At 66.9% G+C, this 19,916-nt stretch carries 17 protein-coding genes and 1 pseudogene; 10 read left to right on the top strand and 8 right to left on the bottom strand.

Annotated features, from left to right (window positions below; all coding sequences use genetic code 11):
• Positions 1-53: 53 nt before the first annotated feature.
• A complete protein-coding gene (locus tag ABD848_RS23640) occupies positions 54-962 on the top strand; it encodes an NAD-dependent epimerase/dehydratase family protein (RefSeq protein WP_344976953.1) in 909 nt (302 codons plus the stop codon).
• A gap of 96 nt (positions 963-1,058) precedes the next feature.
• Here the strand turns inward: ABD848_RS23640 and ABD848_RS23635 are convergent, their stop codons facing one another.
• Positions 1,059-2,654 (bottom strand): FAD-binding oxidoreductase, encoded by a 1,596-nt coding sequence (locus ABD848_RS23635; RefSeq protein ID WP_344976950.1) that lies wholly within the window; start codon positions 2,652-2,654, stop codon positions 1,059-1,061.
• Positions 2,655-3,197: 543 nt separating this feature from the next.
• Between ABD848_RS23635 and ABD848_RS23630 the strand changes: the two genes are divergently transcribed.
• Positions 3,198-3,689 carry a cupin domain-containing protein gene (locus ABD848_RS23630; protein WP_344976947.1) on the top strand — a complete coding sequence of 164 codons (492 nt, stop codon included), beginning with the start codon at positions 3,198-3,200 and terminating at the stop codon, positions 3,687-3,689.
• Between the two features lie 146 nt (positions 3,690-3,835).
• On the opposite strand, the gene ABD848_RS23625 is transcribed toward ABD848_RS23630, so the two are convergent.
• On the bottom strand, positions 3,836-4,450 hold the full coding sequence (locus tag ABD848_RS23625) for a TetR/AcrR family transcriptional regulator (RefSeq protein ID WP_344976944.1): 615 nt from the start codon (positions 4,448-4,450) through the stop codon (positions 3,836-3,838).
• Positions 4,451-4,532: 82 nt separating this feature from the next.
• Here ABD848_RS23625 and ABD848_RS23620 point away from each other — a divergent pair, with 82 nt between their 5' ends.
• The 6 genes and pseudogenes from ABD848_RS23620 (at position 4,533) to ABD848_RS23595 (ending at position 13,142) form a co-directional block, all read left to right on the top strand.
• Positions 4,533-5,273 (top strand): SDR family NAD(P)-dependent oxidoreductase, encoded by a 741-nt coding sequence (locus ABD848_RS23620; RefSeq protein ID WP_344976941.1) that lies wholly within the window; start codon positions 4,533-4,535, stop codon positions 5,271-5,273.
• Between the two features lie 80 nt (positions 5,274-5,353).
• Positions 5,354-5,671, top strand: a complete 318-nt coding sequence (locus ABD848_RS23615) for a DMT family transporter (protein WP_344976938.1) — start codon at positions 5,354-5,356, stop codon at positions 5,669-5,671.
• A gap of 584 nt (positions 5,672-6,255) precedes the next feature.
• Entirely contained in the window at positions 6,256-9,069 is a 2,814-nt protein-coding gene (locus tag ABD848_RS23610; protein ID WP_344976935.1) for a helix-turn-helix transcriptional regulator, read from the top strand.
• A 196-nt stretch (positions 9,070-9,265) separates the two neighbouring features.
• Complete coding sequence (locus ABD848_RS23605) at positions 9,266-10,990, top strand: class I adenylate-forming enzyme family protein (RefSeq protein ID WP_344976932.1); 1,725 nt, start codon at positions 9,266-9,268, stop codon at positions 10,988-10,990.
• 108 nt (positions 10,991-11,098) lie between these two features.
• Entirely contained in the window at positions 11,099-12,187 is a 1,089-nt protein-coding gene (locus ABD848_RS23600; RefSeq protein WP_344976929.1) for a methyltransferase, read from the top strand.
• A 62-nt stretch (positions 12,188-12,249) separates the two neighbouring features.
• Positions 12,250-13,142 (top strand): annotated as a pseudogene (locus ABD848_RS23595) (transposase family protein).
• Between the two features lie 97 nt (positions 13,143-13,239).
• Here ABD848_RS23595 and ABD848_RS23590 read toward each other — a convergent pair.
• The 5 genes from ABD848_RS23590 to ABD848_RS23570 form a co-directional block, all read right to left on the bottom strand.
• A complete protein-coding gene (locus tag ABD848_RS23590; protein WP_344976924.1) occupies positions 13,240-14,349 on the bottom strand; it encodes a 3-dehydroquinate synthase II in 1,110 nt (369 codons plus the stop codon).
• Positions 14,350-14,430: 81 nt separating this feature from the next.
• Positions 14,431-15,273 (bottom strand): 2-amino-3,7-dideoxy-D-threo-hept-6-ulosonate synthase, encoded by an 843-nt coding sequence (locus ABD848_RS23585; protein ID WP_344976922.1) that lies wholly within the window; start codon positions 15,271-15,273, stop codon positions 14,431-14,433.
• Positions 15,274-15,287: 14 nt separating this feature from the next.
• Positions 15,288-16,535 (bottom strand): aspartate kinase, encoded by a 1,248-nt coding sequence (locus ABD848_RS23580; protein ID WP_344976919.1) that lies wholly within the window; start codon positions 16,533-16,535, stop codon positions 15,288-15,290.
• 410 nt (positions 16,536-16,945) lie between these two features.
• Positions 16,946-17,845, bottom strand: a complete 900-nt coding sequence (locus tag ABD848_RS23575) for an alpha/beta fold hydrolase (RefSeq protein ID WP_344976916.1) — start codon at positions 17,843-17,845, stop codon at positions 16,946-16,948.
• Complete coding sequence (locus tag ABD848_RS23570; RefSeq protein WP_344976913.1) at positions 17,826-18,902, bottom strand: alcohol dehydrogenase family protein; 1,077 nt, start codon at positions 18,900-18,902, stop codon at positions 17,826-17,828. The genes ABD848_RS23575 and ABD848_RS23570 overlap by 20 nt, the downstream gene beginning before the upstream one ends.
• A 136-nt stretch (positions 18,903-19,038) precedes the next feature.
• Between ABD848_RS23570 and ABD848_RS23565 the strand changes: the two genes are divergently transcribed.
• Positions 19,039-19,602 (top strand): TetR/AcrR family transcriptional regulator, encoded by a 564-nt coding sequence (locus ABD848_RS23565; RefSeq protein WP_344976910.1) that lies wholly within the window; start codon positions 19,039-19,041, stop codon positions 19,600-19,602.
• Positions 19,603-19,624: 22 nt separating this feature from the next.
• On the opposite strand, the gene ABD848_RS23560 is transcribed toward ABD848_RS23565, so the two are convergent.
• On the bottom strand, positions 19,625-19,741 hold the full coding sequence (locus ABD848_RS23560; RefSeq protein ID WP_425567680.1) for a zinc ribbon domain-containing protein: 117 nt from the start codon (positions 19,739-19,741) through the stop codon (positions 19,625-19,627).
• Between ABD848_RS23560 and ABD848_RS23555 the strand changes: the two genes are divergently transcribed.
• Positions 19,736-19,916 (top strand): hypothetical protein (locus ABD848_RS23555; protein WP_344976984.1); only part of this gene is annotated, 181 nt, incomplete at its 3' end. The genes ABD848_RS23560 and ABD848_RS23555 overlap by 6 nt on opposite strands.

Genomic DNA, 19,916 nt, shown 5'->3' with positions numbered 1-19,916 from the left:
CTGGCCACGGTGCACAAACCCGAACACATGGCGAGAAAGGAGGGCGGGAGCTCATGCGCGTGTTCGCGATCGGTGCCACGGGGGTTCTCGGCCGTGAGGTGGTTCCACTGCTGGGAAAACGCGGCCACGAGGTCACCGTGATGGCGCCGGATCGGCTGGAACAACTGCCCGACGGGGTGACCAAGGTGCGGAGGGGCCTGCTCGACGACGACCTCGACCTGGTGTCGCTGCTGGCGGGCCACGACTGCGTGGTCAACATGGCCACCAGCATGCCCCGGGATTTCTCGGCTCCAGGCGCGTGGGAGGAGAACACCCGGATTCGTCGCGAGGGCACCCGCCGCCTCGTCGAGGGGCTGCGAAGCGCCGGCGTGTCCCGGCTGGTGCAGATGAGCATCACGATGGCCTACGCCGATGGCGGCCACTCTTGGATCGGTGAGGACGCCGCCTTCGACACCGACCCGGCCCGGGAGGCGGTGGTGCGTCCGATCGCCGAGCTGGAGTCGGTGGTCTCGCGGGTACCGCCCGCCGAGGTCGCCTGGACTATCTTGCGCGCCGCCAGGTTCGTGGGACCGGGCACGCTACAGGACGTCCAACGGCAACGGCTGGCCCAAGGCGCGCTGCCCATCCCTGGCGACGGCAGCTCGTTCCTGGCGTTGGTCCACGTCGCCGACTTCGCCGACGCCGTGGTCGCAGCCGTGGAGCAGGGCCTGGCGGGCCAGATCTGCAACGTCGCCGACACCCCCGTCCAGGTCGGCGACTACCTCCAACGGCTGGCCCGCCTTGAGGGAGCCCCGCCGCCGGTCTACGATCCCGACCTGCCCCCCGACATGCCCTCCCACCGCGTGGACAGCAGCGTGGCGCGCAGTCGACTGGGCTGGCGCCCCCGGCGGGGCGTCCTCCCGAAGACAGGGGAGTTTGGGCGGGACCGGCCCGAGGCCGTGTCGCGGGTGGCCCGCCAATAGTGCTGCCCCGGCCGACCCCGCGCGGGGTCGGCCGGGTTCGGGTTCACTTGGTGCGGTATCTCCGCGACCCCTACGGCGACACCGCTCTCACGGGGATCACGAGCTGGGGAGTTGAATCGACTGCTCGTGGTGGAAGACGTTGCGGGGGTCCCAGCGGCGCTTCACGCGTTGGAGCCGGGCGTAGTTCTCCTTGTAGTAGAGGTCGTGCCAGGGGACGCCGGAGGTGTTCTGGTCGGGGTCGTTGAGGTCGATGTCGCAGTAGTTGATGAAGCAGCCATCCGTGACGTCGTTGGGGACGGGAACCCCTCCCGTGTCGGCGTAGACCGCCTGGTAGAACCGCTGGTGCCAGCCGATGTGCAGGTCGTCCTGGTCGGCGTTTTGCCAGGCTGCTCCCCACAACAGCAGCATCACCGAGTCGCGGTGCGGGTTGGCTGTCTCCGAGGACGACAGCGCGTTCACCTCCCCCCCGTGGGAGGCGATCGAGACGACGAAGGGGGGCTGGCTGTAGTCGGTGGTGGTCAGTTGCTCGTAGAACGCGCGAATCTGGGACTCGGTGAAGGAGGTGCGATGGTAGCTCGACTTGTACTTGTAGCGGTCGGTGGGGTTGCTCGCCCACATTCCCGGCCAGCCGCTCGCGTGTAGCCAGGGGAGCTTGCGGTGCTCGGTGACCGTGGGCTCCACGCCGACTCCGTCGTTGACCGCGGCCAGGAACCTGTTGAGCAGTCCTTCGGCGTCGGGCTTGTCCGCGTCCATCTGCACGACCATGTGGAAGGCCCCTGAGGGCTGCGTGGTTAGCTCCAGGCGGGAGAACAGGCCGGTGTAGTCGCTGTCGGGAGAGCTGTTGCGCTCCAGCCACCTGCCGTAGTTGCTCATCACCTTGCTGAAGCGCTCCAGGGACATGTCCTTCCAGGCCCATTGCGAACGGTGAATCCATGCCTCCGCCGGCGGAGCCGGGAGCATCTCGCTGGGGTCGGAGGTTCTCACCCCGGGGGAGCGGAACCAGTAGCGGGTGACGACCCCGAAGTTGCCACCCCCGCCTCCGGTGTGGGCCCACCACAGGTCGCGGGCGCGGTCGTGGTCCTCACGCGTGGCCACGATCGCGCGGGCGTGGCCACGCTCGTCGACTACGACGACCTCGACGGCGTAGAGGTGATCGCTGATGAGACCGTGCTCGCGGCTGAGACCGCCGTAGCCACTGCCGGCCACGTGCCCTCCCGAGCCCACCGGGTAGCACGAGCCTCCCGGCAGGGTCACTCCCCAGCGCTTGTACAGGTTGTAGTAGACCTCGCCCAGGGAGGCTCCAGCCTCGACCATGATCGCGTTGTGTCGGCCGTCCTCTTCGATCTTGGTCAACTGGCTCATGTCGATGATGATGTCGACATCGGAGTTGTCGACGAAGTTCTCGTAGCAGTGGCCGCCACTGCGTACCGTGATCCGTTTGCCCTTGCTGACGGCCTTTTGGACCGCCGTGACCACCTGATCGGTGGAGGTGGGCAGGTGAACGGCATCGGGGTTGCTGACGAAACGCTGGTTCTGTCCCCGCGTCAGCCCTGGGAAACGGATGTCTCCTCGCCGGACGGTGAACTCCGGTTTCTCAGCGCTGTGCGCAAAGGCCTCCGAAGAGGTGAGCCCCCAATCGAGCTGCGAACCGGTGGCCGCCGCACCACCTGCCAATGCCGACCATGTCAGCATATCCCGACGCGTTACCTTACCCATACGAAATCCTCCATCTATCGATGACCGCTCGTTGGGGCGGTCCCGAAAACTGGTGCTCGTGCGCTACTGATCCCCGAGGGCCGGATCTGGGCCCGCTGCCGCGCTCCAGCGAGCCATTCATCGGGAAAGCGCGAAGACGCGGTACCAATCGTGTCCGTCTCGGTCCCGACCGCGTATCGCGTATTCGCGGTAAAAGCGCCATCACGTGCCCTCGGCTGGCAGCCGACGGCCCTGGTCGAAGAAAACGCCGGTCACGTTTGGCGACTCCGAGGAGAGAGCGGGTCGGAAGAAGCGCGTTTCCCATTTATCTGCTCCCCTCGTTTGGCAGAGCCGGTCCATTGTGATCTTTTCGTGGCGCTGATCTTGTTGCGGCGGAAACGTCAGTGATGACCACGCTGGCCTCATGGATGGTTTCTCGGTGCAATATCGCTGAAAAGCGTGATGTCTTGTGGGGATGCAGTTGGATACTGCTTGAGATCAAACATTCACCGCAGGCGACTTGCTATGGAGGAGCCACTGATGAGCGCTACGGACAAGGTGAGAAGAGCGATCCATGTCGCTCCCGGCGAGGGGCCCAGCGTGTGGGCCTTCAGCGGCGATCGCTACACCCTGAAGGTGGGCACCCAGGACACCGACGGCACGATCGGCGTGATGGAGGCCGAGGTTCCGGCCGGCAGCGGCCCACCGCTGCATATCCACCAAAACGAGGACGAGATGTTCTACGTCCTCGAGGGCACCCTGGAGATCGTGGACGTCGACCGTACGTTCCTGGCCGAGGCCGGCTCTTTCCTGTTTCTGCCGCGGGGCTCGGCCCACCGCTTCACCAACGTCTCCGACAAGCCGGCCCGGATGTTGATGCTCTTCTCACCCAGCGGGTTCGAGGACTTCTTCCTGGAGGTGGGAACCGAGGTGGTCGCAGGCCAGGCTCCACCACCCCCCAGCCAGTTCAAGACCGACGTCGAGCGCTCCATGCAGGTGGCCCAGGAGAAATACGGCATCGAGGCGGTCTAGCCCGATGGTCTTGTCCCCGGGACGCCGCGCGGCGTCCCGGGGACGATGGCCGGCTCCGCCCCAACTCGTACCCCTCACGCCGGCTGGCAGGGCGAGGTGAGGCGTCGGCCGCTCACCCCGACAGCGGGCCTGAGGCGCAGCGTGAGCTATCCGCTGCCGTTGGCACAGGTCGCCTCCCATGCCAGCATGGCGCGGTCGATGATCGCGTGGGCCGCCGCGTTGGAGCAGCCGTCACGGGCCTGGATCGACAGTCCGTGCAAGACGGTGAGATAGAACGCGGCCATCGCGGCGGTATCGGTCGTGGGCGGGAGATCCCCTTCGGCCACGCCGCGGTTCAACCGTGCCCGCACCACCGCGTAGTCGTTCTTGCGGCAGTGGGCGAGGTAGTCGTGCACGCTCTTGTTGGCCGTGGTGACGTTGGTCGCGGCCAGCACGACCATACATCCCCGTGGAGTGCTGGGGTCGGTGTAGGCGTCGGCGTTCTCGCGCAGCAGCGCTTCGATCGCCCGCTTCGCGGTGGGATAGCGGTTCAGAGCGCGGTCGCTCATCAGGTCGTCGGCGGAGTTGTACAGCTCGACAGCTTCGCGGAACAGTTCCTCCTTGGAGCCGAACGCCGCGTACAGGCTGGTGGATGTGATCCCCATCGACTCGGTGAGCAGGCTCAGCGAGGTGCCCTCGTAGCCGTGTTCCCAGAACAACTCCATGGCGATCCGTAACGCTCTGTCACGGTCGAAACGTCGCGGGCGTCCTCGTCGCGGCATGCCACTCTCACCTCCTCATCTTGACAGTATGTTCCTTCGATGGTAGCAATTATGTGTCGTTCGATACTTAAATGGAGTTGTGATGGCCCCCCTCGAAGGAAAAGTAGCGCTTGTCACCGGAGGCAGCCGGGGCATCGGAGCTGCGATCGCCCAGCGTCTGGCCAATGACGGCGCCGACGTCGCTCTGACGTACAACACCTCGCCCGAGCGGGCGTACGGCGTCGTCGACCAGATCAAGCAGATCGGGCGCCGCACGGTCGCGCTGCAGGTCGACGTCGCCGATGCCGAGGCGGTCACCGCGGCGGTGGAGCAGACCGTCGCCGAATTCGGCCGCCTCGACATCCTGGTCAACAACGCGGGGATCTTCCCCTACGGTCCCATTGACGAACTGACCCTTGAGGACTTCGAGAACACCACGGCCATCCACGTCCGCGCGGTCTTCGCCGCGGTCCGGGCCGCAGTGGGCCACATGGGTGAGGGCGGTCGGATTATCAGCATCGGCAGCAGCCTGGTGGAGCGGGTGCCGGCCCCCGGCATCAGCCTCTACTCGCTGAGCAAGTCCGCGCTGGTGGGCTTCACCAAGGGGCTCGCCCGCGACCTCGGTCCACGGGGAATCACCGCCAACGTGGTCCATCCCGGTTCCACCGACACCGACATGAACCCGGCCGACGGTGAGGGCTCTGACGAGGAGCGCGCGCTGACCGCCCTGGGCCGCTACGGCTCCCCCGAGGACATCGCCGCCACGGTGGCTCACCTCGCTGGCGAGTCCGGACGCTACATCACCGGCACCACCATCACCGTCGACGGCGGTGTCACGGCATGACCACGATCTCCCCACCGGTTCTGCGGCACGGGAGAGCCAGACGTTCACCGGCAGTCTCGTTCCTGTAAGGATGCATGGTTATGGCCTGGCTCATTCTCGTCATCGCTGGCCTACTTGAGATCGTGTGGTCCCTGGCACTGAAGCAGGCCGAAGGACTGACCCGGATCGGTTGGGCGGCCACCGGCATCGGGGTAGCGATGGTCAGCCTTGGTTTGCTGTCGGTGGCTCTAAAGAGCCTTCCTGTGGGAACCGCCTATGCCGCCTGGGTGGGGATCGGAACCGTGGGTGTGGCGATTGTCGGCATGATCGCGTTGGGTGAGCCGGTGTCGTGGCAACGGCTGAGTTTCATTGCTCTGATCATCCTCGGTGTTATAGGGCTCAACCTTTTTGATAGCTGACTTCCTGTTGCGATCTCTGGGTAGATTGGCGAAATACGCTTAACAGTTAATTCCGTTCTCTAAGCCGCCTCGCATGATTGCGGGGCGGCATTTTTAGCATGCACGTCCCCAGCGGCTTTTCGGGTGATTGGTCCCGCGCGATCGTCCGTTATTTTGGTCGGCTGGTTTCGAGTTCTGGCGACGCTGGCCCGGTGGTCCGATGTAGGGACGACGCGGCGCTGAGATTGCTGGTCACACGACGTGAAACCGTGTCTGCCTTTCGGAGGTTGAGGCTTGATTGGTCGGAGAATCCGAAGATTGATTGGTGGGCTTTCATTTTTCGGATGTCCTATTATCCCTGGTTGTGTCAGTGTGATGTAAGCCATACATGATCTTTTCGATTTTTCTCTATATGGAAATGTACGATCAGTGTCGGTGCTTAAGAGTGGAACTCCGGGGCGCCCGACGACATGATCCAATTCTTTCTGTGCCTGTTTTCCTTGTGGGTAAATTAAGTCGGGGCTATCGGTTTCAGGGGGAGCGGATGGCCAAAATAGAATTGCGTTGCATATTGCTGGAGAGCGTGTTCTCTTTGGGAGATCCAAATGGTTGAATGTCCGTCGAAGTTCCCCATGATCGGTAGAGAGGACGTCGTGGCCGAGCTGCGGTGCGACATTGACAGGCTCAAGGAAGGCATTGGGGGGTGTGTGATCCTCGAGGGCGCCCCTGGTCTGGGCAAAACTCGCCTGCTGGAGGAGATCACAGCCTATGCGAACCAGCGACAGGTGGCGAAAGCCTCCGGATACGCCACCGAGCTCGACCATGTCGCGCCGATGGCCACGCTGCGCAGTTTTCCCTGCGGCGCCCGCTGGTCCGACACCGAGATCGCTGGCCTTGAGGGCTTGAAGATCGTCGAACAGTTCAGGGAACGGCTGGAAGCCATGCTGGGCAACGGCCCGCTGCTCGTCGTGCTCGACGACGCCCAGTGGGCTGACGAGCTCACCGCGTTGGCCATGCGGATTCTCGTGCCGGAGTTGAGTTCCTCCCCGGTGCTGTGGGTGCTGGCTCGCCGCCCCGGACCCGTCCAGGGCTATGCGCAACGCTCCATCGACTGGCTGCTGCGCGAAGAGGCCCGGTTGCTCCGACTTGAGCCGCTCTCCGAGCCCCAGATCGTCCAACTGTGCTCCGTGCTGCTGCGCGCTGAGCCCGACCAAAAGCTGCTAGAGCTGGCCTCGCGCAGTGGTGGCAGCCCCTTCTTGGTCGAACACCTGGTCCGCGGGCTCTGCGACAGCGACCGCCTGCGTATCGACAAGGGGGTGGCCACCCTGGTCGACGGCGATCTCTCCATGGACTTCCTCAGGGAGGGCGACCGGTTGCTGTACAACCTCTCAGACTCCGCGCGCTGGCTGTTGCAGGCCGGCTCCGTCTTGGCCCGCCCCTTCACCGTGGAGGAGGTCGCCAACCTTACCGGCCAGTCGCCCGTGGACACGCTTCCCGTCTTCAACGAGGCCGTCACGGCCGGCGTGCTGGTCGATCGAGGCGAGGAGTTCTCCTTTCGTCACGACCTGATCCGCTCGGCCATGTACAACACCCTCCCCGGACCCGTGCGTCAGATCCTGCACCGCGAGGCCTCGACGTTGCTGCGCAAGGAGGGCCGCCCCAGCGGGGAGTCGGCGCTACATCTACTGCGCAGCGACACCGAAGGCGACGAGCAGTTACTGAATGTGCTGTGCCAGGCGGTTGAGCAGATGGCAGCGACGAGTCCGGGTGCCGCCGCCGACCTCATCCTCCACGTCTTCCACACCCTGCCCGCCGACCACAAGCGCAACCCCGCGCTGGTCGCCGACGCGGTGCGACTGCTGGCCACCGTCGGCCGCATCCGCGAGGCCAAGGAGTTCGCCGAGGAGATGTTGCAGGCCGGTATGCACCTCATCGACGAAGGGGCGCTGCTCATGGGGCTGGCCGACGTCTCCTACCTCACCGGCGACTACCGAGCCGTCCTACGCTACACCGACCAGGCGCTGGCCATCTCCGGTATCCAGCAGGTCGTCCGCGGACGGCTACAGGCCTTGCGCGCCCACGGCCTGCTCGAGGAGCAAAGTCCCGGCGTCGACTCGGTGACCGCCGCCGAGACGGCCGCCACCCTGGCCATAGAGGAGGCGTATCGAACCGCCGACGACTCGGCACTGGCCTGTGGCTACTCCGGCCGGTGCAAGGCGGCCCGCGAGAAGGGACTGCTGCACACTGCGGCGGCCTTCGCCCGGGAGGCGGTGCGCATTGCCGACGACACGGGGGGCCACGAGCGTCACCGCCACCCCCGGATCTGGCTCTCGGCGGTGTTGACCGGCGCCGACCGGCTAGAGGAGGCTGAGGAGACGCTCATGACCGACCAGGGCCAGTCCGACCGGTTGGGCACCGCGTGGTCCAAGCCCCTCTGGCACTACCATATGGCCGATTTGCGCCTGGTGGCCGGACGGCTGTGCGAGGCTAAGGCCGAGGCCGAGGCCGGCCTGCGCGTCGCCGAACAGTTGAATACCTCGGCCCAGAACGTCCGGCTGCTGGTGCTGCTGGCGCGGGTGGCGCTCCACCAGGGCGACCTCGCCGCCTGCCGTGACCACATCGAGCGCACCAGACGGCTGCTGCGAGACGGCGAGCAGCACTCGCCGGTACTGCTGACGTGGGTGGTGGCTATGCTCGCCCAGGCCGAGGGCGAGCCCGACCGGGCCTACACGGCGTTGTCGGCGCTGCTGGAGTGCGACAACCTGCGCATGCGCCTGCTGGTCAAAGCACCCCACGCCGCGGCCCACATCATCGGGATCACCAAGCAGGTCGGGGCGGCGTACAACGCCGCGGCCCTGCTGACCACCGCCCAGGTCCTTGAGGAGCACAACCCCGACGTGCCTTCCATCGCCGCGGCCGCCCGCCACGCTGAAGGGGCCCACGACGAGGATCTGACCAAGCTTCACGCGGCCGTCCAAGCCTACCGTTCCAGCCCCCGTGTGCTCGCCAGAGCGATGGCGCTCTACGACACCGCGCGGCTGGAGGCCGCCAACGACCGCCATGAGACGGTGCGGTTGCTGGAGAGCGCCCTACGCGATTTCGATGCCTGCGGCGCCGAACGCGAGGCCGAGTGCGTGAGATGGGAGCTGGAAAGACGTGGCGCCCGCTTAGGCCCCTCGGAGAAACCGGTCGACGGCCCCGGCGGCGTCAGTGGCCTGACCAGCTCCGAGCTTCGCGTCGCGCGCCTGGTGGCCGAGGGGCTGACCAACCGCGAGGTGGCCACCAAGCTGTTCCTGTCCCCCCACACCGTCGACAGCCATCTACGCCACAGCTTCAACAAACTCGGTGTGAACAGCCGAGTGGAGCTGACCAGGTGGGTTCTGGCCAATGACGAGTCGGCGATGGCCGCTCTCAAGTAGCTGTCCAGGGAAAACGAGGATCACGGTCAGGATCGCGCGAACGCGTGATGCCTTAAGGTCGCCAACCGGCCACTCTCGATGATGCACGTCCTGCTAGCTGTGGCGACGAATGGACGGGACAGCCGATCTGCTCCCGCCGCTGTCTCTCAGACGCACCTCTAGCGCCACAGCTTGAGACCTGTGGAGAAGGAGGCCCATGAGCGACACCCCGAGTTCGCGCGGCAGTGAGTACTCGGCCCTGGCGGCCACCCCCCTGAACGTGAGATTACAACTGTTCGCCGACACCCAGTTGGGAATGGGCAATTTCTTGGACCGCGTTCGCGACCTCCATCCGGCGCCGCAGCAGCCGTTCCTGTGGGCAGACCGGCCCGGGGGGACGGCCGAGCGGGTCGAGCCCATGAGCCTACAGCGACTGACCGAGATCCGCGACGCCTACGCCTCCTGGTACCACCAGGCGGGGGTACGCAAGGGGGAGCCGGTCGGTGTCTACCTCGACGACGGCATCGACTACTTCCTGCACTATCTCGCACTCAGCTCGCTGGGGGCGATCCCCGCTCTGGTCAACGGGCGTATGAACCCCGCAATCGCGGTCGAGTACCTGGCACGCATCGGCGCCGTCGGCGCCGTCGCCAGCCCAACCCATCTGGCGGCCCTCCAGGCCCACGGGCCGGCGCCGGAAGGCACCCGATTCCAGGTCGAGCACGGCCAACTGCCCACCACCCGCACTGCCCAGTCGCCGCTGCCGGCGATGTTCCCCTACCCCCACGACGATGCCGACCCGGTTATGCTGTGCCACACCTCGGGGACCACCGGGGCACCCAAGGCCGCGATCTTCGGTCACCGACAGTTCTTCCTAGGCAAGCGCAGCCGGCTCATCGAATTCCCTCAAGCCGATGAGAACCGGATGCTCACGGCGCTGCCGCAGTCCCACTCGGCAGGGATCAGTTACCTGATGACCGCCACTTTGTTGGGGCTGCCCACCTTCGTAATGGCCCAGCACTCCGGGGCTGCGGTTCGTGAAGTCGCCCGCTCCTTCGAACCCACGGTGGTCGTGGCCTTCCCCCAAACCTACGTGGAATTGGCCCAGTTGGACCTGGACGGCGCTGGCCTGGACTCGGTGCACACCTGGTTCAACACCGGCGACTCCGCTCACGAGGCCCACATCCGTACCCTGGTCGCCCACGGTAGCCGTCCCACTGGTGACGGCTACCGTCGCGGGTCGCGCTTTGTCGACGGCCTGGGCTCCTCGGAGATGGGCATGGCGCTGTTCCGCAAGGTCAGCGAGCCTGAAAGCACCGACTACGGGCGGTGCGTGGGCACCCCCATCGACATCGTCGAGGAGGTCGTCGTCCTCGACGAGGAGGGCCGCCCGTTGGGGCCGGGACAACCCGGACGCCTTGGCGTACGCACCCCCACTGTGACCCCCGGATACTGGAACAATTCCGCCCAGACCGTTCTCTCCTCGTTCGCCGGGTACTGGATGACCGGTGACATCGTCTATCAGGACCACGAGGGGCGCGTGTTCCACCTGGACCGCGTACCCGACGTGATCAACACCGTCACCGGGCCGGTCTACAGCCTTCCCATGGAGGAGGTGGTCCTGGGCTGCCCCGGTGTCGCCGACTGCTCGATCGTCGCGGTGCGCGACCCCGACTCCGAGGCACAGGTGCCCTTCGCCGTCGTGCGGCTCGAACCCGGGTCCGGCGACGACTCCGGCGACCTGCTCGCTACCCTCAACGGCGCGCTGGCCGCCAAAGGGCTGGCCAGGCTCAGCGGGGCCGTGGTCGCCCATGACGAGCAGGACTTCCCAGTCGGCCCCACCGGCAAGGTCCTCAAGCGCCGGCTCCGCGAGCGCTTCGCCACGGCCCTGCTCGACACGGGCGAGGGCGTGGACTCACCCAAGGTGAACGCGCCGGCGTGAGGCCACGGTAGGCGGCGCGGGCCACCGCACCGGAGTCCGCGCCGCCCACCCGCCACGCCCGTGTGCTCACCTGCCCGACACACCACCCAGGCAACAGGAGGACCGACATTGACCGAGACCGCCCGACCGGTCCAGCCCCGCTCGACGCCGTCCAAGGCGCCCGACATGCCCGGGGGCTCCCTGAGCGGGGGCGACAAATCCCCCGCGGTTCGCATGTACGAGATGCTCTACAGCTCCATGGTGAGTCAGCTACTCATCGTCGCCGCCGACCTCGGCCTGGCCGACCAGGTCTCCCTGGGCCCCCGCAGCGTCGCCGACCTGGCGGCGGCCACCGACACCCATCCCGGCGCCCTCTACCGGGCGATGCGCGCCCTGGCCAGCGTCGGCGTGTTCACCGAGGTCGAGCCTCGCGTTTTCGGGGCCACCGCCCTGTCGGAGACGCTGCGCAGCGATATCGACGGCTCCATGCGCGACCTTGCGCGCTATGTGGGGCTGCCGGCACGCCAGCAGGCCTTCGCTGGCGTCGGCCACAGCGTACGCACCGGAACGCCGGCCTTCGACCACGTGCACGGAATGAGTTGGTGGGAGTACTTCGCCGCGCACCCCGAGTTGGGGACCCTGTTCAACCGCGCAATGGGGACCATGTCGCGCAGGATCAACTCCGAGGTGCTGGCCAGCTACGACTTCGCCGACGTCGACCACCTGGTCGACGTCGGCGGCGGTCAGGGGCACCTGGTGGCCCTGCTCACCCAGCGCTACCGGAACCTCAGCGCCGTGGTCTTCGACCTGCCGCGCGTGGTCCCCGAGGCTCAGGAGGTCGTCAGCCGCGCGGGAGTCAGCGACCGCGTCCGCTGCGAGGGCGGCGACTTCCTTGAGTCGGTCCCCGCCGGAGGCGACCTCTACATCATCTCCTGGACCCTGCACGACTGGAACGATGAGGACGCGACGCAGATCCTGCGCAACGTTGCACAGGTCCTGCCCCGCAACGGCGTCCTGTTGGTGATCGACGAGGTGCCGCCCACCGACGACTCCCCCCACTTCGGCAAGTTCGAGGACATCGTGATGCTTACGCTCCTCAATGGCCACATCCGTACCGAGGACGAGCTTACCCCGCTGTTCCACGACGCCGGCCTGCGCATCCGCGAGATCAGGGATACCCCCTCGCCCACCAGCGTCATCATCGCCGAGCTGGCCTAGATCGTTGATGGGAATCTTGTGGCCGGTGTGAGGACATAGCGAAGAGCGCCCATGATCGATGTGTGACCAACAACCCGGACGCCCTTCTGACTGCACTCTATGTCCATCTGGACGACCACGTCCTGCCGGCGGGCCGACAGCGCCCGAAACCGGGACGGCCCCACCTGCTCACCGACGCCGAGCTGGTGTGTGTGGCGGTGGCCCAAGTCCTGCTGCGCCGCGACGACGAACGTCGCTGGCTGCGCTTGGCCCCCGGTAGGATCGGCCACCTCTTCCCGCGCCTACCGTGTCAGTCCGAGTACAACCGCCACCTACGCGCCTTGGCCCCCGCCGTGTTCCAGGCGGCGATGTGGCTGGCCCGGGCGGTGCCGACCTGGCAGGAGCGGCTGCGACCGATGGGCGCCACCCCGCTGTGCTGCGGCGCCTCGCGGGTCATCGTGCAGCGCTTCGAGCTGGGTGAGATCGCCGGCTACGGCAGGGACATCTCCCACCACGCCTTCTACTGGGGCGCCACGCTGATGCTCATCACCACCGCTGAAGGGGCGGCGTGTGCCTTCAGCCTGGCCCATCCCACAGAACTCGACGAATGCAAACAGGCCCTGCATCTGCTGCACGTCCAGGACTGCGCCCCCGAGCCCGGCCCGATCGGGTGCGACAAAGGCTTCGCCGGGGCCGGCATCGAGGCGGCCATAACCCGGTTAGGCCATATGCTCATCCGCCCGCCCCGCGATGGCGAGCCCGACGCCCCTGCGTTCCCGGGCTGGCTGTGCCAGCGCATCGAAGCCATCATCTGGACCTTGAAGAACCAGCTCGACCTGGAGCGCCACGCCGCCCGCACCACCGAGGGCCTGGGGCCCGGGCGTGCCAGCGCGTCTGCGCGCTCAACGCCGCGATCTGGCACAACCGGCTGAGCGGCGCTCCCGCCAAGCGGTCCCTGACCGCCTACGACCACTGACCCAGGCGCCCAACAACCCCATCAACGATCTAGGGTCCGGCGAGTCCACAAAGAACCGGGGCCGCACGACGACGCCGTGCGGCCCCGAGGGGTGTCGCTACTTCTCCAGGCAGAACTCGTTGATCGGGTAGCCCACGTGGCGGTCCTCGGTGGGCAGGTAGCCCAGCACCCGATCGCCCGGGCGCAGCTCCGTGCTATTGAGCACTGCGGCGCCGGGACCGAGCACGCGCACGTGCCAGTCGTCCTGCAAGATCAGGTTGACACTGCGCCCGTCGGGGGCCACGGCGTCGATCGAGATCAGCGGGCGCGACTCGATCTTGACCCGGCCGACGACCACCTGCCGGGTGCGGCCCTGGGTGTCGACCGCCAACACCTTGCTGTTGGTGGTCAGCTCGCTGAGGTAGCGCGTGCGCTCGCCACCGGAGAGCGTGTAGGAGTGGATCGCCCCCGCGTTCACCCGGAAGGGGCGGGTGGGCATGTAGGGCAGGGGGTGGGTCTCGCTGACGCATAGGATCATGCCCTTGGAGTGCGAGCCGACCAGGATGCCCTCGTCCTCGCGGAAGTGGCTGCAGGTGTCGACGCAGGCACGCTCTCCCATGCCCACGTGTTCGGTCGCGGTCACCTCCAGTTCCACCAGGTCGAGCTTGCCGTCGGTGGCCAGCGAGGCCGCCTTCAGCGCCGTGGCCTCGCCCACCGCCTGCGGCGCCATCAGCACACCGTCGGATCCCAGTTCAAGCACGCCGAAGACGATCTCGGCCTCCTTGACGTCGGCGACCTCGGTGATGATGCTGCCGTCGGCGCGCGCGGCGGCGGCGATCACGATCTCCAGCGGGATCTTGGTTGGGTCACGGAAACGCAGCACGCTCCACCGCTCCGTGCGCGCCGACTCGCAGGCATGCTCCAGCGTCTCGGCGTCGAAGATGTCGACGTAGCGCCCGAACTCCACATCGGCATCGGGGTGCTTCTCGGCCAGTACGGCGGGCTCGCCGTGGACGGCGGGGTCCACGATGACGACCTGGGCTGGCCCGAAGTCCGTGGGAAGCTCGCTCTCCTGGGGAAAGAGCACCTTGGTGACCGTCGGAGGCAGCCCCTCCAGCGCGGCGGGGTCAGCGGCGACCACCCCGTCGATACGTTGGTGGATCGCCTCCTCCAGTATGGCCGTCTTGGCCTCCGGGCTCTCGCGTAGGTCCAGCCAGCACAGTTTCATCTGTTCTCCTTGTTCGGTCCCAGACGGGGGCAGGGGGTCGGGGGCACCAGCGTCCTCACGCGGGCGGGTGCGGCAGAGGCCTCAGTTACGCCGGCTCAGCTCGGCGCTGCCGGTGAGCTCCGCGGCAGAACGCGGCGAGCGCAGTCGGGGGATGGGGGAGTGGACCAGGTCAGCCACGCGGCGCGCCATCAACCCCGGATTGGGCGCCCCGAAGACATTGCGTCCCATCGCCACCCCGGTCGCGCCCGCCGTGAGCAGTGTTGAGACATACGACATCACACCGGCCGTGTCGTTCCTGGGTGCGCCACCGGCTCCCAGCACCGGTATCGCGCACTCCCGCACCAGATCGGCCATCTCCTCACCGCTCTGGGGCGCCGGGATCTTCACGATGTCGGCGCCCATGTCGGTGGCCAGCGACAGCGCGTGGGCCAGCAGCTCGGGGTCGTGCGGGTTGGAGATCTCGGGCCCGCGCGGATACATCATCGCCAGCAGCGGCAGGTTCCACTGCGCGCATGCGTCAGCCACCGCCCCCAGGTCGGCGATCTGCTGCGACTCCTCGCGCGAGCCCAGGTTGACGTGGACGCTGACCGCGTCGGCGCCCAGGCGCAGGGCGCTTTCCACGCTGGCCACCAGATACTTGGCGTCCGGGTCGACGGCGTGCCGCGTACTCGCGCTCAGGTGCACGATCAGGGAGGCTTTGGTGAACCAGCGGGGGTGCACATGCCTGATGCGCCCCTTGTGCAGCACGATCGCGTCGACACCGTTGCTGACCAACTGGCCGATCAGCGGATCGAGACCGTGTCCGGCGAACGCTGGCCCATCGCTCACGGAGTGGTCCAGCGGGACCACGAACAGCCGGCTGTCATCGTGGTGGTACAGCCGCAACAGGCGGAGCTTGGCCGCCGAGGGTTGGTATGTGATCATCTGGGGCCCCTTTGTCAGGTCGCGGCCATCGAGGTCATGGCGCTGTCGGTGCTGTCCAGTCCGAACTCCTCGTGGATCGCGGCCGTGGCCTGGGCCACCCGCTTTTGCGCCACCAATACGGAGGCGCGCGACTGCGTCACCGTCACCCCCTCGGCGGCGATGCCCAAGCGAGCTAGGGTGCGCAGCATCCGCGAGATGTGGCCCGGCCGGTTCAGCAGTCCCGTTCCCACCAGCGAGACCGTCGCCAGTTCGGTGTTGACCCAGTAGTCGATGCCCAGCCGCCCTGCCGCCTCGCTCAGCACCTTCTCCGCCGCCGGTAGCCAGTCATGGTGAACGGTGACCCCCGTGCTCATCTCGCCTGCTCCGCCGGCCGACCAGGCGATGAAATCTACCGGAACGAAACGTTCGGACAACAGTTCAAGGAGGATCTCTCCGAGATCTTTTCCGTGCTCACCACCGCGAACGATTATTTGCGGGGTATGGGGAAGGTGAGTCACGGCGAAAATGAAACCGTGGTCTTCCAATATGGACTCCCTCCGCCCTGGGACAATCGTCCCAGGGGCAGAGTTGGAAAAGTTTTTCACTGAAATCGTGATTTCGTTGGCCGCCGCCAGTTCCACGGCCCTTGAATGCAGCACCCGAGCGCCGGAGACGGCCATTTCGCTCATGACCTCCGGGGGGACGGACGGCAGTACCGCGGCGTTGGCCACCACCCTGGGATCAGCGGTGTGGACTCCGTTGACGTCGGTGTAGATCTCACACACCGGTGCCCCCAACGCCACCGCCAGCGCCACCGCCGTGGTGTCGGAACCACCCCGGCCCAGCGTGCGCAGGTCCCCGGAGCCGTCGACGCCTTGAAAGCCCGCCACGACGACCACGCTTCGCTGCTGCAGGTGGGACAGGATGCGCTCCGGGTCCACCCCGGATATGGTGCTCGCCCCTGGGGCTCCCACCGTGGATATCCCCACTTGCTGGCCGGCCAGCGAGACAGCGGGCACGCCCCGCGCCGACAGGGCCAGGGCCATAACAGCCGCCGAGGCAGTTTCACCGGTCGAGAGCAGTTGGTCGAGTTCGCGCGCGTTGTCGGCACCGAACCCGCCGGCCATCGCCAAAAGCTCGTCGGTCGTGTCGCCCTGGGCCGAGACCACGACCACCGGCGAGTCACCGTCGGCCCAACGTCGCTCGATGAGTTCGGCGACCTGCCTCACCTGCTCGGGCTCGGCAAGCGAATTTCCACCGAATTTCTGTACCAGAACATTCATCTTTATCGTCCAGCTTTCGTGGACCGCCGTGGTTTGCTGTAGGGACGTTTAGTGTCTTGTCGCTCGATCCCTCCGGTCGGTCATTGGCTCTAATATCCCTTTAACGAGGTGCTGTTGTGGATCCCGAGAACACGGGATATCGAGAGAGGTCGACCAATAAGCAAATTTTTCGACGCGATCACGATTTCCGTGGCGGCTGGAAACCCGTGAGGCGGCCCAGCGAGCTCGGTGCTTGTGGTAGCGCTCTGCTCACGAGAGGTCACGGCGCAGCCGGTGGCCGGGGGTCCGCTAGCCGGTTCACGCCAGCGCGCAAGCCCCCAGCACCCGCCGGAGGCTCGTTTTCGCCGTCGAAGGCCATGAACAGCGAGCCGGGGCCGTGCCAATCGGTACGGCCCCGGCTCTGCCACCGGCTACGGTTCGACTCCGGCGCCCTCGCAACCGTGGCCTGTGGCGCCGGCGGTGGTCCCGGCCGCCACCGCGAGCAGGTCCAAAACCTGCTCTACGACGACGTCGGGCGCTTCCTCCGGCAGGAAGTGGCCGGCTCCGGCCACAACAGCCGGTTCAGTGCTGCCGGGGATCGCCGCGGCCAGCCGGTGCGCGTAGGACACCGACTGCCAGGCGTCCTCGGCCCCCCACAGCAGCCGCACCGGCATGGTCAGCCGCCCCAAGAGGGCGGTGAGCCGTTGAGTGTGGATCGAGTCGTAGTGGCGCACCTGGTGCTCGAAGAATGAGATCCGGCCCAGGGGCGAGCGGTGCACGTCCAGGTATGCCTCGCGTACTGCTTGGCTCATGCGGCGCCGGTCCACGACGGTCATCTCTAGTTGCTCCGTCAGCATCGCCTCGAACGCTGTGGCCGACATGGTGGCATGGTCGTCGAGCTGTTCGTCGATGATCGCGCGCCAGGTGGGGGAGGGCCACGAGTTGTAGCTGACGGTGTCGATCAGCAGCAGCCGCCGCACCCGGTCGGGGTTTTGGGTGGCCAGGATCTGCGCGACCGCTCCACCGATGTCGTGTCCTACGAGGGTGACCTCCCCGATCCCCAAGCTCGTCAGTAGCTGTTCCAGCAGCGCGGCCTGGGCCGTCACCGAGGTGTCGCGCCTCATCGGCCGCTCGGAATACCCATAGCCCAGCAGGTCGTAGCCGACCACCCGGTAGCCGGCCCGGCTTACCTGGGGCAGTACCTCGCGCCAGATCACCGTGTGTGACGGAGTGCCGTGCACGAACACCACCGGCTCGCCGTGGCCGTGGTCGCAGTAGGCCAGTCGCACCCCGTCGACGACGATGTGGCGGTCAACCGGCGACTGTAGCATCGTCACCTCCCTGCCCACTGTGCTCGGGCACCACCACGAGCTTGCCGAAAAAGTCCTTGCGGGCGAAGTCGGCCTGGGCCCGGGGGAGATCGCGCAGCGGGTAGACCCCGTCCAGCAGCGGCACGATCCCTCCCGTCTCGATGGCCGCAACCACCTCGGCGAAGTCCTCGTGGGTGCCGAAGGAGGAACCGATGAGCTGGATCTGCTTGAGATAGATGGTGCGCAGGTCGGTCTCGACGACCGGCCCGCCCATGGCACCGGCCACCACGTAGCGCCCCAACGGGCGCAGGGCGGCCAGCAGGCTCGCCGTCGAGGCTCCGGCGACCACATCGGCGACCACATCGATTGGCGCGGGGGCGGCCCGGGTCACTGCCGTGGCCAGATCCTCGGCGTCGCGGGGCACGGTTGCCGCCGCGCCCAGCGCGCGCGCCCGTTCGGCCTTGCCCGCACCCACCACAGCCACGACTTGGCTGCCGCGCGCCTGGGCAAGCTGGATCAACGCCGATCCCACACCTCCTGAGGCACCGGTGACCAGCACCGTTTCGCCGGCGCGCACGGCGGCTCGGTTGAGCATGCGCTGGGCGGTGGCGTAGGCGGTGGGAAACGTCGCCACCTCGGCGTCGTCCAGTGTTGTGTCGATGCGGTGAGCGTTGTCGGCCGGCACGGTGAGCCGTTCGGCGAATCCGCCGTCGCGCTCGCTGCCCAGATAGTCGGTCTCGATCAGTTCGCGTTCGCCGCCGCGGTACAGCATCGGGTCGACGATCACCCGCTCGCCCAGCCGTGCCGCCGGGACGCCGCTGCCGACCTGGTCGATGTAGCCCACGACGTCGGCGCCCTGGATGCGGGGAAATGCCAGAGGTTCGCGGCGCCAGCCGGTGGTGGCGCCGCTGTCGGTCTGGGAACCGTAGGCGCCCTGCCGGGTCCAGATGTCGGTGTTGTTCAACGCCGCCGCGCTGACCCGGATGCCGACCTCGCCAGGGCCAGGAACGGGATCGGGCACTTCGCGGTAGACCACCGCCTCTGGGCCGCCAAAATCCGTCAATACGTAGGCACGCATGAGTGATGACCTTTCGCTGTCAACGTTGTATACCTACCGGTATAGTTACCTCTTGGTGCATGCTGAGTCAACCCACCGGTAGGTATACTTTGTGGAAGTGGAGGCACAGGCCGACCCGGAGACGGTGGAGGGAAGCATGTCAACACGCCTGACACCCGCGGGTGCGCGGGTACTCGACGTCGCCTCGGAGCTGTTCTACAGCGAGGGCATCAACACCGTTGGCGTTGAGGGGATCGCGCGGATGGCCGGGGTCACGAAGAAGACGCTCTACGACTGCTTTGGCTCCAAAGACGAACTGATCGCCGCCTACTTGCGCGGTCGTGACGAGCGCTGGCGCGGCTGGCTCATCGACTTCGTCGAGCGCCACGCCACCACGCCCCGCCAGCGGCTGCTCGCGACCTTTGATGCGCTCGCGCAGTGGCAGCGGAACAACCCGCGTGGGTGTGGTTTCGTCAACGCTCTCGCCGAATTGCCCAGCACCGCCCATCCCGGTCACGCCGCCATCGCCGCGCACAAGAGGTGGATGCTGGACTACCTGCGACAACTCACGGTGGCCGCCGGAGTCTCCGATGCCGAGACCGTGGCCCGGCGCCTGTTCCTGCTCCAGGAGGGGGCCTTGGCGGCTACCACCGGCGAGCTTCTCAGTGATTCCCAGCAGCAGGCCAAGAGCGCTGCCATGGTGCTCATCGACTCCTCATGAGCATTGACTTCCGCTCCCCGGTCTAAGCTCCACAGGCTGATGCGGCCAGTCCGGCCGCCTGGGCGATGTTCCCCGCTGCCTTGATGTCCCTGTCCAGCACAGCCCCACAGTCCCCACACGTCCAGGTCCGGACGTGCAACGGCTTGGCGCCGCCGGTGGCTACCGCGACGTGGCACTGTTGGGGACGGCTAGATCGTTGATGGGAATCTTGTGGCCGGTCGCGGACATGGCGAAGGGCGCCCATGATCGATGTGTGACCAAAAACCTGGACGCCCTTCTGACCGCACTCTATGTCCATCTGGACGACCATGTCC

Source organism: Salinactinospora qingdaonensis (genome assembly GCF_039539445.1).
In the GTDB taxonomy this organism is placed as follows: domain Bacteria; phylum Actinomycetota; class Actinomycetes; order Streptosporangiales; family Streptosporangiaceae; genus Salinactinospora; species Salinactinospora qingdaonensis.
Note: the sequence above shows the minus strand (reverse complement) of the source record. Positions and strands in the feature narration are given on the sequence as shown.